Annotated in this window: 7 protein-coding genes; all 7 read right to left on the bottom strand. The window is 35.4% G+C overall.

All coding sequences use genetic code 11. The annotated features are described in order from the left end of the window. Nucleotides 1-179: 179 nt before the first annotated feature. Nucleotides 180-1,232 (bottom strand): endonuclease/exonuclease/phosphatase family protein, encoded by a 1,053-nt coding sequence (locus tag BXY64_RS04440; RefSeq protein WP_120238724.1) that lies wholly within the window; start codon nt 1,230-1,232, stop codon nt 180-182. After that, nucleotides 1,229-2,581 (bottom strand): choice-of-anchor Q domain-containing protein, encoded by a 1,353-nt coding sequence (locus tag BXY64_RS04435; protein ID WP_120238723.1) that lies wholly within the window; start codon nt 2,579-2,581, stop codon nt 1,229-1,231. Before BXY64_RS04435 ends, BXY64_RS04440 begins: the two co-directional genes overlap by 4 nt. 78 nt (nt 2,582-2,659) lie before the next feature. Next, nucleotides 2,660-3,721 carry a PorP/SprF family type IX secretion system membrane protein gene (locus tag BXY64_RS04430; protein WP_120238722.1) on the bottom strand — a complete coding sequence of 354 codons (1,062 nt, stop codon included), beginning with the start codon at nt 3,719-3,721 and terminating at the stop codon, nt 2,660-2,662. Nucleotides 3,722-3,757: 36 nt separating this feature from the next. Next, entirely contained in the window at nt 3,758-13,306 is a 9,549-nt protein-coding gene (locus BXY64_RS04425; protein WP_120238721.1) for a T9SS type B sorting domain-containing protein, read from the bottom strand. A gap of 343 nt (nt 13,307-13,649) precedes the next feature. Further along, complete coding sequence (locus BXY64_RS04420) at nt 13,650-14,894, bottom strand: hypothetical protein (protein WP_120238720.1); 1,245 nt, start codon at nt 14,892-14,894, stop codon at nt 13,650-13,652. A 74-nt stretch (nt 14,895-14,968) separates the two neighbouring features. After that, nucleotides 14,969-15,259 carry a hypothetical protein gene (locus tag BXY64_RS04415; RefSeq protein WP_120238719.1) on the bottom strand — a complete coding sequence of 97 codons (291 nt, stop codon included), beginning with the start codon at nt 15,257-15,259 and terminating at the stop codon, nt 14,969-14,971. 26 nt (nt 15,260-15,285) lie between these two features. After that, a complete protein-coding gene (locus BXY64_RS04410) occupies nt 15,286-17,724 on the bottom strand; it encodes an ABC transporter permease (RefSeq protein ID WP_120238718.1) in 2,439 nt (812 codons plus the stop codon). Nucleotides 17,725-17,771 lie beyond the last annotated feature (47 nt).

Raw genomic sequence — 17,771 nt, 5'->3', positions numbered from 1 at the left:
AAATTTCTAGTGCGGAAACTATTCATTTCTGCACTAGAAACTCATAGTTTCTGCACCAGAAAAGGACGGTTTCTGCCCTAGAAACCAAACATTTCTGCATTAGGATTTTTAAACAAGCACTTATAGCTGAATTTAAGCACATTATAAAATGTGCAGCCTTCTACCGCTATTGATCAATATTATTTTCTCCAAAGGTCAAGAATAATGGGTAAATGATCGCTAAATCCTCCATGGTACTTGTAGCCCACAAACGTTCGGTAAGGTTTTAGCCCAAAATGAGTTTCATCTTTTTCCAATAAAAAATCGGGTGCAAATACACTCATTCCATCTTTATTGCAATACAATACGGCAGATTTATTCATCAATGATCCCGAAACAATAAACTGATCCAGCATTCCCCACTTTCCTTGGTATTTATGACTGCCAATACTTCCATTTTTTACGAAAACACTGGCTAAATTATACAATTGCTGATTCTTAAATTCACCAGCAACTCCATCAGCTCCTAAAGTCTTTTTTATGGATTTATTCTCAGGATAATCATTAAAATCACCCATGATAAGCACATTTGCTTTTGGCGATTGCAAATAAATTGAATCTACTTTTTGTCTTAGCAATTTTGCAGCCGAAACACGCTTATGCTCCGATTCAAGCTGTCCTCCCCAACGCGATGGCCAATGATTCACAAAAACATGTAATGTATCGCTGCTATGCAACTTTGCTTTTACGTATAAAATCTCGCGGGTAGTTGATACTGTCTCACCATGGTAAACCAATTGAATAAAGGAAGTATCCAATGGTTGAAAAACTTCGGGTTGATACATCAAAGCAAGATCAATTCCTCTTCTATCTGGTGATTCTCTATGAATGATTCGGTAACCAATTTGATTCAAATGACCGAACTTAAAGATCCCTTCAAGCACAAAACGATTTTCGATTTCACACAAGCCTATAATATCAGGAAACTCCCACCCACCAGCAGCCATTATCACTTTCGATATTCTATTGACTTTCTTTTGATACTTTTCCCAATTCCAATGTCTTACTCCGTTTGGCAAAAACTCATTATCCAGTTTTAGGCTATCATCAAAACAATCGAAGCAATTTTCTACATTGTAAAACATTGCTCTAAAATCACCACGCTTGTTCTCTTCCCTTCCTTCCAATATAGATTGTGCAGAGGTATAAAAACCTATTAGAAACAGAAAAATGGCAAGGTATATTCGTTTCATTCCTGATTATCCTTAAACTCAAAAGCTCCCATATCTGGAGTAGAATCATCAGTTCTTGAGTTATTCAGAAGGTCATTAGGATACTTCGTTCCAATCTCAAGTTTCCCTGTATTTATACACGGAGAGGTTTCACTAAGTGCGTAATTTTTCTCATCAATAGAGACGAATTCAGGATTCTCATTAAAAATGCAGTCTGAGAATAGAGTGGCATATTCATCCTGAAGCGAATTACTCAGCTTTAAGAGGGTATTTTCTATTTTTAGTCCTGATGTATTATCAGTAACAAACTCGTCGCTATGTACTCCCCATACTATGCAATTGCCCATATTAGAATTGTACTCCGAAGTGTTTACAAGCTGAATAGTCGGGGCGGTTCTTATATCAAAATTCCAGGCATTGTAGAGTGTCGAGTGAAATAAGTTAAGCTCACCATCCTCAACTTTTAAACATTCGTCACCGCAATTTACCATTAACAAATCGTGTGCATGAAGACTAGCGTTTGTAATGGCAATTCCATTTTCGGTAAAGTTTCTGATGATGCCATATTCTAATTGTAATTCCCCATTATTGCCAGCATACAGAATCCCATTAATCCCATCTTCCAGAATAAAATGACTCAATTGGTTTGATTTACTACTTTCATGAATATAAATTCCGTTCCATTGACCTGGCACATTTTTATACAATTCCTCTAATCGAGAACTTCCAAAATAAACAGGTTTTTCAAAGCTTCCTTCTGCTTTTATAGTTCCATGTACATCTAATCCTCCATTCTTTCCGAAATATACAGTAGTTCCTTCTTCCAAAACAAGCTCAGTATTCTCCGAAATCGAAACTTGCTTATTAATCAAATAGGGACGTTTTCCCGTCCAATTTTGTGAATTGACTATATCTTCCTCAATTAAGACTACATCTTGGCTCCAGGTGCTTAAAATTATCCCTTGAAGGTTATTATTCACATTAAACACCAAAATATCTTCCAATAAAACGGCTTGATCGGTATCTTTAGGCGCTAAATCGACCTCCACAAATACGAAAAGACTATCATTTGCTCCTATTTCTACATTTGCAAATCGTTCTTCAGCTGTTCCATTTACATTAAGTCGATATGGTGAATTCGCATCCTGCAAATAGATCTCTTGCAGATTTACTTTTTTTGATGATTTGTTATATACCTTAAACTGCTTGGTTGTTGATCCAAATCCAGTAAGCAATGTATCAAATTTTAGTGTATCTACTGAAAAACTAACACGAAAATTAGGGTCAGTATTTAAACCATCTTCATTATCGCAAGAGAAAATTACAAGTGTAAAGCTTAAACAGCATAGTAGAGATAAAATATTGCGCATAGAGTTATTGTTTAGGAATTTGAAGATAAAAAAAATCCGGTAGTTATGTATTCTACCGGATCTAAATTTATTTTTAGCCTAAAAGAAAATATAGTTTTTGCTTTTTCTCTTATGACGTTGTGTCTTGGTCTTACTAAAGTTTCTATCAGCCGCCCTTCTTTCACGCATTCTACTTTCACGCTTCATTTTGTTCGGAATGTCAAAGTTAATTCCCAAGGTAATTTCATGAGTTCCATCACTACTATCGGCTATTAAATTATTGGTGTAATGATCGTAAGAATACCCGATATAATACTGATTGTAACTTACTCCAACCATACCAACAATTTGATCGTTTGATCGGTATGATGCTGCCATCCAGAAATGATTGATGTATAACTTCAATGTTGCATCGTAATATAGATCTGAATTCATGGTTTTTCTCACAATTACAGATGGCTCCAGATCCACTAAATCCATTAAATGAAAAGTATATCCTGCAGTACCGTAAAAATGACGCATCATGATATTATCGGTGTAAATGTTATCACCAAGCTTTACCGAAGATTCAAAAAGGTGAGCTGCAGAAAAACCAATAAAATAATCATCATTGTATAAATAAACTCCAAAATTGGCGTCTGGCACATAAGTAACCATATCGGATCCCGTATAAAGAGGGTCATTTACGGGGATGTCACGTCCATCAAACTTATACTGGTAAAACACACCTCCCAATCCGAACGAAAGCTTCGTGCCTGCCTTGCCATATCGACGTCGGTTTAATTGTAAATGGTATGCATAAGAAAGCTCAAGTCCTGTGCGAGATACAGCCCCATATTTGTCATTAAAAAAGTAACCTCCAACACCAACACCACGCTGTTTGTTTCTGCGTGCAAGCGGATTCCCCATCACATTACATGTAGTGCATTTGTCCCCTAAATTCTTATTAAAGCTTAACGCTTGTGTTTCAGGAGCACCTTCAACACCAGCCCATTGCTGTCTCAAACTTAGTCGCAATGGCGAATACATTCTACTCCCTGCCATAGCAGGATTTAGCAAGAATCCATTCTCTACATACTGACTGTAAAGAGGCAATTGTTGTGCTTTAACTTGAAATATTCCAAGTAAGAGAATACCTAATAAAATTAATGTTCTTCTCATTAGATTATAATGGTCAGGTTTTAAAGTTCTATTTTACTATCTCAGAATGGTTACGGTTCCCATCATTGGCTTTTCATCCTCAACCTCCACCGCGTAATAATACGATCCAATTGGCAATTTTACACTACCATCGTTACCCTTCCAAGGTTCACCCTTATATTCGTTACCAGTACCTGCAAATTTATAAACAGCTTTACCCCAACGGTCATAAATAACAATCTTCAGATTCTGGATAAATTCAATCCTCTCTATATCCCAATAATCATTGTAACCATCTGAATTTGGAGTAAATGCCTTTGGTATTCGAATTCTTCGTTCGAAAAGATACTCAACTACTATTGTCGTATCCAAAGGACAATTATTGGCATCTATCAACTCCAACTTGTATACTCCTCTGTCAATATCCTCAATTGTTTCGGATGTAAAACCTAAGGATAAATCATCCTTGAGCCAACTATAGGAATAATCTTTAACACCACCAGATATATTTACGCCAATGGCTCCATCCATTGCATCATAGGTCGTTGGTCTAATTACCTCAACATCCACCATCAATGGTTCGGGCTCGAATATATCTACCTCCGAAATATCCGTACATCCCTGAGCATCAATAACTGAAACTTCATATGTTCCTAACTTAAGATCAGTAGCCTCTGCAGTATCCTGCCCATCAGACCAAAGAATTTTATAATCTGGAGTTCCACCAGTTATCTCAACCAATGCTCTTCCCGTTCCATCGCCATGACAAAGAACATCTGTAAAATCATTAATCTCAGCTATTAAAGTATCTGGTTGATTTAAAGTAAATGAACCATTTTCACTACAGCCATTATTATCAATAACCGTATAGTCATATACACCTCTAGTTAATTCCTCAATACGCTGGGTTACACTACCATAGTTATCCCAGTCAATAATGTACGGTTCTGTCCCATTGCTGATATCTAATTGAATCCATCCATTTTCCAAACCATAACAAGTAGGATCTTTACTATCTCCAACAGTAACAATGAGTCGCTCTGGTTCAGTAATTTCTATTTCAATATCTTTTGATTTACAACCATTTAAATCTGTGATATTTACGGTGTATATGCCAGGAGACAAATTTTCCTGATCCTCCTTATTCACATCAACTCCAGTTCCTAACCAAGTATAACTATAGCCAGGTGTTCCTCCTTTAGGTTGAATATTAATATACCCATCATTCATTCCAGGACATGAGATATCTTTTGCAGTCACCTCAATATCCAGTAAATCAGGCTCCTTTACAATAATCACCAATGTCTGCTCTTCATAACCAGGATCACCACCTGAATCATGCACTGTAACTTTATAAGCACCTGCACTTAAATTACTTATATCCTTATCCGAACTTCTAAAGTGATTGTCACCGGACCATGAAAATGTAAGATTTGCAGGATCACTAGCTCCCTCAACCGCAAGATTAACAGCCCCTTCCGTACCTCCAGGACAAGCAATGTGTGTTACCGAAGTAGTATAAAGTAGTAATTTTGTAGGTTCATGTACCTTTGTAACATCCTCAATTCTACAACCATTGGCATCAATAACTGCAACTTCGTAAACTCCCATTTCCAGTCCATTGACAGAAACTGTTCCTGATGTATTGTCAAGCTCGGCATGAGAATAACCTTTCGGTCCAGAAATCAAAACTGTATATGGTGCAGTTCCTCCTCCAAAATTTGCAGAAACCACTCCATCACGCTCTCCTTCAATACTAATATCTGTATTACTAGCAGTTAGATTTAAATCTACTGGCTCCATAATTTGTTGACTACCTGGAACATTACAACCTTTTGAAGTTATAATCTTATAGGTATACATACCTGGTTCCAGATTCATAATTTTCTTAGCCGAGGATAAAAATCCTTTACCCAGATCATTGGTCCACTCAACTGTATAATCAGCTCCACCAGCATCTACCAATAATTCAATTTCTCCATCAGCCGCCTGGTAACAACTAACATTTTTAAATTTTTCAACACTAACAATAATAGGATCAGCAGGTAAGAGCTCAAATGTGGCATTTGCTATATTCCCTCCATCACTCACGCTAAGTGAATAAATTCCTGGTTCTAAACCAGATATATTCTTTCCACTTCCCGAATAACCAGATGGACCTGTCCATGAATAAGTATAAGTTCCTGATCCTCCACCAACAACTGCTTCCAGCTCTCCATCTGAAAAACCAATACAACCTATCGGTTTTACTTGATCAATATATGCAAATACTTGTCCGGGACCTTCAATAATCACCGACTTTTCAACTGTAGTACAAGATGATGCATCAGTGGCAACAACTTTATAAACACCTGCTGCCAGATTTTCAATCAAATAATTATTTTCATCAAAATTATCAGGACTGCTAAATGTTCCACTTGGTCCACTAACTGTAAAAGTGTATGGCATGGTACCTTCAAATAATTCCAATGCCAAAACTCCCTGATTTGTTCCGGCTTTTTCAACGTGTTGTTCTACAACAACACCAAGCTGAAGACTGAGACCAAGATCTAATTTGACGGTGTCCGTTTTTGAACAATTTTTCTTATCCGAAATTTGCAATACATATTTTCCCGAAACCAGTTTTTCAATATTTTGCTCATACGATTTGTAGTCATTCGGTCCTGTCCATGTATAAGTGTAAGCATCATTTCCACCATAAGGTGTAACATGAATAATTCCGTCTTCCGATTTTTCACAAGAAGGCAAAACTTTATCAGCAACTACAAATCCAATTTTGTTTGGTTCCTTTACAGTGATTTCTTTCTCGAATATACACCCATGGGCATCAACGATACGTAATACGTAATTCTCAGGGGCTAAACTTTTGAATATTCCGGTGCTTTCTTCCACACCATCAAGGAAATAACGGTAATCCGGAGTACCCTGTCCTCCCACTATAAATATTTCACCCGACTTCTCTCCATGACAGTTAGCATCATCCACAACTAGCTCTTCTGCAATAAGTTCCGTCGGTTCATTCAGTTCCTGATCCATAGATGTAGTACATCCAACCTTATCGGTAATGGTCAATTTATACAAACCTCCTGCTAATCCAGAAATATTCGAATCTGTAGAAGAGTATCCGTCAGGACCAGTCCAATTGTAGGAATAATCTGTTACTCCACCAGTTACAGTTGGAGTAAATTCACCATTTTTATCTCCGAAACATTTGAGATCCAAACCATTCAAATCAACAATTAATTCTGGATTTGAATTTATGGTCACATCTTCTTCCGTAGTTTTACAATCATTTCCATCCTGAACAAAAACTTTGTAATCGCCAGATGCTAATCCGGTAATATTTTCACTTGCTTGCAAATTGTTATCCAAATAATAGGATAAGCTTCCTGTTCCTCCCGAAGCCTCAATCGAAATTTCTCCTTCGTGAACTGTGTAACAAGTGAGATCTTTCGTATCGATATTATCTATTAATAATTTATAAGCATCAAAAACATTAACTACAGTATCGAACTCACATTTTTTACCATCAGCAACGGTTACGTAATATTTTCCAGGTTCAAGACCAAAAGCTGCGCTTGTCCAATTTGCACTATCATCAGCAGAATCCACATCTTTACCAGAATCCGATTTCCAGAAAAATGTATAATCTGGATAATTTCCAGTTGCATTCTTTTTAACGGTTGCAATTATTTGTCCATTACTCTGTCCGAAACATTTTACATTGTTGGCAGTAATTTCTAATGAAACTGTAGAAACTTCACCCAATGCAACTTCGATTGTTGATTCAATTTTACAATCAGTTCCATCATCAGCTACAGTATTTTTTCCATATCGAACTTCAACTTTATAGAAACCATTTTTATCAACTTCAATTATCGCGTTGGTTTCTCCATCCAATATATTATAAGTACCAGCTGTTCCATCAACACTATAATACCATTGAAAAGTAGTTGAACTATTAATCGGGAATCCCTTAACATGATCTAGCACAGCAACATCACTACACCACTCTTCTCTTGGTTTATCGAAACTTTCCTCAAATGATGGAGGATTGTCTTCACCACTTGGATCATTCCATAAAACAAAACCAGTAGAATTATCTCCATCATAATGGTATTTAACTGGATGATCAATGGCACCAGAACCTGTAGTTCCCTGAATATCAGTAAAAGATGCATTATAAATTTTATCGAAAGTATCTGCTGTTTTGTGAAGTATCGCTCGTACTCCAGGTGTGCTTGCTTTTAGAAAAACGTACGAACAACGAACACCTTCCATTTTTAAATCATTCACAACAGTTACTGTTTTTCCTGACTCAATGGTATTGTTCTCGTAACCCAAAGTGAATTCAAGATTTAGAAATTCAGTATTTCCAAAAATCCTTCCTTCTTCCATAAATCTTACAGAACCAAAAAATCCTTTTTCTGTATCTGCTCCACTTGTAATATTAATAATACCATTATCAACAAAATCCACAAATCCAAAACGAACTTCCCCATCAGTTTTACAATAGATACCTCCTCCATTTTCAAAAGTAATGTATGAATCTGTACTTGTGAAAGTTAAACCACCAGTAGTATTCATTATCATACTCCAACTTGTAATATTATTGGAAGTTACTTTAACTATTGAATTTGTCATGTCGAAAGAACGAACTGCATCAGAATCGTGTAATGACAATGACTTGAACTGATTCACGGTAAAACCGAAACCTTGAGTAGAAACAGAACCTTCATCAATTTCCAAATTTCCAGAAGTAACAAATCCTGTTTGCCAATTCCAATTTTGATCCTTTCCTACAAATCGAATATCTCCATCCAGATTTTTATCAGCAAAGTCAACATTCTTAACATCAGTTAATCCGTCACCAATAAATTCGAAAGTTCCCTGCATATCCAAAGTCATGCTATTGGCCAGGTCCATGGAACCAGCCATCTGCAATTTTGCTGTAACAGAAAAACTAGCATCCGGATCAATATCATCATTCCATGTCATGCTATGACATTTGGCATCAGTCGTTAATTCTACCAATTTACTACCAAAGAATGAGTTAGATGTAAAAAACACATCGTCATTAATTGTTGGCACACAACCTTCTTCACTACCATCAATTGCTCTACTCCAATTTTCATGATTGTTCCAATGATCATCTGCACCATTACCAGTCCAGTATAAAGCTATAGGAGCAATGGCTCCATCAACAGTCCAACCATTTGTATTTCCCAAATCGAAAGAGTTGGTTGCATTGTATTTTATTCCACCTGAAACATCAGCATGAATATCTTTTAATTCAAGGAAATTACCATTTACATCACTCTTGGCAACTATAAACGTTTCATTTCCTGCACCATCCTTAGTAGAGTGTAAGTATATTGGAGCAAAACAGCTACCTTCAACAAGTAACTTATCGGTTGTAATGGTTCTGCCTTTTTCTAATTTGTATTCAAAGCCTCTTTCCAATTCAAGAGTTCCGAATGAATTTTTCTTTCCTTTTATTATACCATCACCTTGGAATAATAAATGTGATGCATATACTTCTAAGCCTGAGAATCCACCATTCAATTCTCCTCCTTTTTCAAATATTATTTCATTAAATGATACACTATTTAAAGTAGATCCTAGTAAAATAACATCGGCATTATCTTTTAATCTTATGGTACTATTTTCTGTAAGAAACTCAAATCCTTGTTCAAAGGCCTCTTCTGCAAAATTGATATAAATCGAACGTCCCGAAACATCTTCGCTACCATTTATTATCAAGTTTGAATTTTTAATATCTAATCCTCTCGAGTTTATGCCTGCAGGAGTTTCAATTGAAGTTAAACTTTTACATTCAACTAAATTTCCATTCGCAATTAACTTGCCATGACGAATAAACAAGTCTCCTTCTGTCTGAAAATTAGAGTTCATGGTCCATTCTCCATCCTTTCCGTCGAATTCAACCACATTCGGAAATACATAACCAAAAGTATTAATGGTTTGTGCTTCTGTTGCTCTAAAATAGAAGTTAACCATTGGTGACAGGTCAATTTTCAATGTATTATTAAGAATGAATGAACCATAAATGTAAACACCCGAAATATCGGTATCTCCCATAATTAAATTAGGTCGTGCTGTTTCAGATCCTGTCCAATCCATTGTTCTACAACGGATATCTCCTGATCCTGTTCTTACATTCTGATCAAATCCTGTGAATGAATTTACATCGAAAAAAACATTATCCTTGGCAGTTGGAACACAACCATCTGCTACACCTCCTGAATCAGCAGCACCGGAAGAGGTTGCCCAATGGTTTGGATCATCCCAATCTCCTTCTCCATTTATCCAATATAAATCTTTACCCTTTGGTTCGTCTTTAAATTTCCAGCCTGTTGTGTTACCCAAGTCCAATGATGACTTTGCAACAAATACATTTTCCGGATCTGCATGAACATTTAATAAATTAACCGAATTTACTTCTATTTCTGTTACTCCTGCTTTAGCTTTAAAAATCGCAGCATCGGAATCAGAACCTGAAATATCGATTGTTCCTTCACAGGCTCCATTGGCAATTATATTTTCGAATTCAAACTCCTGTCTACTTTCAAATACATAGGTTTTTCCCACGGCCATTTGAATACTTTTGGCCGTAAAACTCATTTTTGAAGGAGTTGGTTTTCTGAAATAAGTATTCCCATTAAATATCATTTCATTAAAGCTCACATCATCTGCAAAAATATCTACATATGCATTTCCTGTTGGTTCTTCAAAAGTCAGGTTATAAAATGCCAAATCCTCATCGCCAGCAGAAACAATAAACTCTCCTGCTTTTGTCATTTGAATTTCCGAAGTACCAGAATTTAGAGTAAGTGCTTCTGCAGAAACTTCAAATTTCTCAACTTTAAGGATTGTCGAAGCCAAGTTCAATGAACGTAAATTATCTATACCATAATTAGAATAAAATTCCTTGGCTTCAATTTCATTTCCATTGGTAGATAAATCACCATATTTCAAATCTATCTTACCTGTAGTAATCAGATTTGAAGTGATACTCCAAGAACTGGCTTTCCAACTTCCATCTTCCTGTTCATTTCCAGTAAAATTAAGATCACTCATTAATTCTACAACACCAATATTAATAGTTTGAGGATCATTTTCAGCCTTAAAATTCATTTCGCCTGAAAATGAATTCTTTCCTACTGCCATGCCTGACATATCAAGACTTCCGAATATATTGATTGGTTGATCTCCTGAAAAAGTCATATTCGTTGCAACATTCCATACCATATTGTTACACTCAGCAACCTGTCCTCTAAGTGAAATATTTACTGCCGAGCTACCCGTAACTTTAGCATCCTCAAAAAACACATTGTCTTTTCTTGTCGGAATACATTTTATATCCCAGTTACCAGCTTCGAACCAATTGTCATCAACATTACCTGTCCAATAAACATCTCCACCAAGTAAGTCATCAGGAAAAACCCAACCTTCATAGCCCGAAACCCCAATAGATTCCTTGGCTTCCAATACATTTGCCATGCCTCCAACAACATTCACATCTTCAACTCTAACGCGAACAATGTTATTTGAATTTACATCACTATCAATGAATGCTACTCCGCCGTCCCCTTTAAGTGAGATATTTTCGGAACAAGTACCAACAGCATTTAAGCCATCTATTGCTAGGATTTTCTGAGTACTTCCCGCCTGAAATAAATATTCTTTTCCTGCTGCAAAGGTGATGTTATCAAATTGATGATTCCCAGAAAGTTTTGCACTTCCATTAAAAATTAATTCTTTGAAAGCAGGATAATCCGTTGCATTCTCATTGGTTAGGAATACCTGGTTATCTTGAGGATGAAACTGAACTTTTTCATAAGTAATTCCATCGGTATTGTTATTATAAAATTCAGCTCCACTTTGGTAAAGGGTTATTTCTGATCCTGTTCCTAAAAAGGAAAAACCTGTCCCCTCAACATGCCAGGCTTTTAAAACTCCTGTATTGATATCAAATTTTGCATTTGCAATGTTTAATGTCCTTGGCTCTGAAGAATTCGAAACAAATCGGTTTACATCAATTGTGAAATTAGCTGCATTTAATGTTCCCGAAATTAAATGTAATTCGTTTTCAACATTCAATGCGGTACCTAAAGTATAAGTATTCGCTTTGGCATCAACCATCATGGCTCCCGACATTGCAGCATTTAAAGATATCGTGCCTCCACCTTTCAATGTGGTTTGCCCATCAAAATCCCAACTTGCATTTGTAGCCTTTAAGGATGCATAGATTTCCAGATTTTGATTCCCCTCAAATGTAGATGTACCTTGAATCTCAAGATCCTTACATTCTGCAGGAACATTAACATTCACAGTAAATCCATTAGGGATAATGGCATTATTATTTCTGGATGGAACACAATCTTTATCCCAGTTCTCATGATTTCCCCAATTGTTATCTCCTCCATCTCCATTCCAAGTATAATCATCAGAAGAAGGAGCTCCAAAATTCCATCCCGAAGTTGCTCCCAAATCATAAGAATTGGTTGCATTAAAAAGAGCCGCTTTACCTGTTGCAGTAACATTCCTAACCTTTAGATAATCTAAAGCTACACCATTGGCTGAAATAAATCCGCCTGTAGCACCTCCTGTAATATTTATAAACGCATGACATTGCCCTATTGCAGTAAACAGGTCATGAACATTTTGAACATCTTTATCAATAACATAAGAATATCCCTCGGTAAATTCTAATTCCTGAAAATCATTTGCCCCACTTAAACTACCATCTTTTTGGAATGTTAGTTTGTTAAAATTGGCGCGCAAACTCGTATTAAGAATAGCTCCCGAATTTCCAGAGAATATCAAATTGTAAAAATCTATCATTTTACTACCAGATACTTCAATACTCGAGTTATCTGATAAAACATTAATTGTAGAATTACCTGCGTTAATGCTTAGATTTTCTGTTTGAAAGGTAAAAACCGATTCTCCTGGCTTATTCAAGTTTATCGTAGCAGAATTCAAGTACACTTCTCTCGAAATGGTAGTATTTGAAATAATTCTTCCACAATTTACTTCTGCTTCAATACTTAAAGTTCCCTGATTGAATTGAATATCATTATCTAAAATATTTAGTTCATTGGTGATTCTCCATCCACCATTGTTTTCAAAAATAAGATCTCCATCGAATGTATTCCCTCCAAAATCAACAATGTTACCTAATGTATTAGCACGAAAATATAAAGGTCTATCAAGGTCGATTACCATTTGGTTGCTAAAAGTAACTCCACCATATATTACCAGATAATGAGCTGAATTGTCATCTGTCTTAAGTGTTGGCATATTTTTCACATTTCCCCAATGCATATTTGCACATCGAGCAACACTTGTAATAACCACTTCTGCCCCTGGATCAGGAAATGAGAATTCGTCAAAATAAACATTATCATCCTTATCCGGCAACAAAGCATCAGGATTTACTTTCCCGCCAGGCTGATCACTCCAATGTTGAATATCATTAAAGTTACCCGAACCGCCAATCCAGTAAAAATCACGTGCTTCCGCAGTAATACAAACAGTATGTAATAATATTAACAGTAATAAACCTATACCATACCTTTTCATAACAAACAGATTTCTAATCAGTCAAACTCACCAACAGGTTAGATAAAATCAATTATTCTTTTTATAAAAGAACTTCTTGTTTTGACGAGAGAAAAATAAATAAGTTTCAAATTTGGGGAAAAATTTCAACATATTAATTATTACCCCAGAATTATTTCCAGATCAATTTACACTTTGTTCCTCCAAATTAGGAATAGTTTTTTGTTTTATTAATATTAAACAGCTATAATTTGTATTAAATCAAAAGATTATAAAAAAACCTGATCATTCTTTCAAACGATCAGGTTTTTCAATAGTTTCAGACGATCCCATTTTATTTTTTTAGCTCATTTCTTTAAATAATTTACATGAACTCTATTTCATGAATCTCTTCCCAATCAAAAACCCTATAACTATCATTTCCCGTAAAAATTAATATTCCTGCATTCTTACCTGAAACATCAGTTTGGTCGCCCAAGAAGAGATTTTGTCCGCTTTTTAATTCTACCAAACAATAATTATAAGCTTTAGGTGTAATTTTTCTTACATTTCTAAACGGCACCGAAAATTCCAATTCATTATTAAAACCATTTAAAATTTCCGAGTCCATTGCCTCATCCAAGTCATAAACTATCACCCCCTCAAAAGTTTCTCCCTCCTTATTAGTTACCTTTCCGTATAATCTTTCCGAATCATTAAATTCAGAAAAACAACTCTTCGTAGTTTTCGGGAGTGGTAATAAATCAAGAGATAAAAAGTGTTTCCAGGTAAAGTCAATTCGTCCAACATTTGGTATAGTCACAATTATACCTCGATTATTTCTTGAAACATCATTAGAAGATTTTAGCAACAAATTACGCCCCGACATTAAGGTAATTCTTGAACCATTCTCCTCTTTTTGTATTTTACTGATTTTAGTAAATGGAATATCCATATCACCATCACGACTTACACCATCCAATTTATCTCCAAGTAATCTTTCATCATGGTCCCATTGAATAAAGCCAGTAAATTCACCAATTGTAGTTGTGATTTTACCATAGATTGGTTCACCAAAATTTTCAATTGGTTGCTTCTCCGGAGAGAAAAAGTTCACCACATCAATTCTGTTCCAGTCAATCTTAAGCAAGCCAAGTTCATGATCCATTATCCAAACCTGATTGCCAACATCATTAGATCCACCTGATAGGTTTATGAATTTTCCTGTTTTAAGCTCCAGATTAACTGATTCTCTCCCTGTTACCGAAATGGAATTAATATCTCCAAATCGACATTCAAATTTTCGATTGAAAGCACTATAAGATTGATCATCTCCATATTCTACCCTATACCATGAAGTTCTTTTTCTACGCTTATATTCAACTACTCTCTTTTTTTCTTCCTTGACATATTTCAAATATGGATTTTCTATTTTTTCAGAATTAAAAACATCCGTTAAAAATACTTCTTCGTCATTCCATCTAATCGGGCCCTCATAAACATCTCCATCAACAGTAGTTATAGAACCATATAAATAACAAGGATAATTTTGTGCCTTAATTCCCAAAGCACTCAATAGAATTGTAAAAAACAAAGAAAAAAATAATACAATCTTACTTAGATATTCCATATTCGCAGCTTTTATTGTTCTGAATCGATTGTAAGACGCACAACCTATACATTAGTTACAGCTGCAAAGTAAATTTATTTTTTTCGGAACAAAACCTGAATGTATTTCGAATTTTCGGCAGGTGTAAATATCTGTATCAACTCCCATGAAGAATCATATTCGGCTATTAATTTTTTAAGCTTATAGATTTTCATCAAATCCTCTGTTATACCATCTTCGGGATTAAAATCCGGGTCTTCACTTACATCCCAAACAAAAGACTCTAGTCGGTACTGAACACTTATTTTTCGATTAGCGAATTTTACTTCAACTTCGGCTACCTGTTCATCATCGGTAAATGGAATTGGTACACATATTTCTCTCATCTTATTAGGTTTTAGGTTAATTATAGTTATTCATATTTAATTGCATTTACCGGATCGGCAGAAGCAGCTCTGTACGATTGCCACGAAACAGTAAATACACCGATCACCAAGGATACAATTAGTGTAAGAAGAAATATCCACCAACTAATTTGTATGCGATATGAAAAATCGTTTAGCCAAGAATTCATGGCCCAATATGTAATCGGAATGGCAAGAACATTTGCGATAAGGATTAAGCGCACAAACTCCTTAGTTAAAAGATTGACCAATTGTTTTACGGAGGCTCCAAGCACTTTTCGAATACCTAGTTCTTTGGTTCTTTGCTCTGCCATAAACGAAGACAGGCCAAACAATCCAAGCGATGCAATTAAAATGCTCAGCAGCGAAAAGATGGAAAATATCCAGGTTAATCTTACTTCAGAATCATAATTTTCTCTTAACCTATCATCCAAAAAGAAATAATTAAAGGCCATGTTTGAACTAAATTTATTCCAAACACTTTCAATATATTTTATGCTCTCCTCTCTATTTTCCTGATTTAGTTTTACGTACAAAACTCTGCGATGACGAGGATTTTCGCTTACCAAAAAATTGATTGGCTCTATATTTTCACGCAAAGGTCGATAGTGAAAGTCTGCAACTACACCAACCACCTCACCTTTCATTATACCATCATCATCTTCTTCTCCTTCCAATTCAACACCCAATTGTAATTTTTTACCTACTGCTTTTTCATTCCAATCAAACTTTCTTGCAGCAGATTGATTTATAATAAATGCACTACTGGTATCTGAAGCAATTTTCCTATTAAATTTTCTACCTTGCATTACCTTCATTTGCATCATATCCAGATAATCAAAATCAATCACACTAAAATTAAGTGCATATTGCTCCATTCCTTCTTCTCCCTCATATAAATGCACAGTTTTTGATCCATCAAACCCTATAAGAGTATTTGAAGTTGCTACCGAATTTATATTTGGATTTTTCCGCAATTCATCCTTTAAAGGTTCAATCTTGGTTCGCATTAGTGAATCTCTAACAATACTAACCAATACATCCTCTTTACTAAACCCCATATCTTTATTATTCATATAGTTTAGCTGCACTCCAACAACTATAGTTCCACTTATCATTATGGCTGAAACTGTAAACTGTGAAATAACCAAAAGCTTTCGAAGTAATCCTCCAGCTTTTCCCTTTATGGTAGAACCTTTTAATATAGTAGCCGGACGAAAAGATGAAAGGTAAAAAGCAGGGTAACTACCGGAAACAATTCCCAATACTAAGGCCAACACAATACTAAACACCAATATTTCAGGAGTTTCACTAACCGAAAGCGATAAATCTTTATCCACCAAGGAATTAAAAAGCGGCAATATTAACTCGACAACAATTAACGCAATCATCAATGCCAGAATTGTTAGCGATAAACTCTCCATTAAAAACTGTCGAATTAAAGTATCACGATGAGCACCCACAACTTTTCTGACACCAACTTCTCTTGCTCGTTTTGATGAACGAGCTGTTGCCATATTCATATAATTAATTCCGGCAATCGACAAAATAAAAAAGGCTATGGCTGATAATATAAAAATGTACTTAATATTTCCTGTAGGTGCATCCCATTGAAGATCTGACTTTAAGTGAATATCGGCAAGTTTTTGAACAATTAGATGATATTCTACACCCAACTGATCTCCTAGAGGTTTCATATACTTATTGTAATACAAAGGAAACTTAGATTGCAGTGCATCTATATTTGTGTTCTCTTTCAACAATAAGAAAGTGTAGTTGCTAAAACTCCAAAATGTTATAGGTTCGGTACTATTGAATTCCTCTGCTCCACGTATAGATTCAATAGTTTTCATGGAATAAAATCCACGAAAATTGAAATGACTATTTCGAGGAATATCTTTCATCACACCCGTAACAGTAAATGACCTATTTTCCCCAACAATTAAAACTTTTCCTATCGGATCTTCATCGCCAAAATACTTTTTTGCCAAAGTTTCATTTAAAACTATAGTATATGGATCAGTAAGGGCCTTGTCAGGATCACCCTGAATTAAATTATAGCTAAAAACCTTAAAAATACTTGAATCAACATATGAAATCCTTTCTTCATAAAATTCCTTGTCCTTGTATCTGAATTGCTGCCTACCAGATCCTTGAATCCTAACATACTCTTCTACTTCAGGAAATTCTTCTTTGAAAGTTGGTCCAAATGGCATAGGAGATGTAGCAACTTTATCACGCTTGCCATTAAGGGTAAAGTCAGAAGCCAACCTTACAATTCTCTTATGATTCACATTATACTTATCGTAGGATAATTCCTCTTGTATAAATAGTACAATGAGAATTGCACATATCAATCCCACTGACAATCCAACTACATTTAGGATTGTATAAAACTTATTTCGATTAAAATTTCGAATAATGGTAATTAAGAAATTTTTAAGCATAGCAATTCTATTACTGAAACAAGTAGATGTGGGGTTTATGTTTTTTG

This window comes from Marinifilum flexuosum, from assembly GCF_003610555.1.
Lineage (GTDB): Bacteria > Bacteroidota > Bacteroidia > Bacteroidales > Marinifilaceae > Marinifilum > Marinifilum flexuosum.
This window is presented reverse-complemented; position numbering and strand designations above follow the sequence as displayed.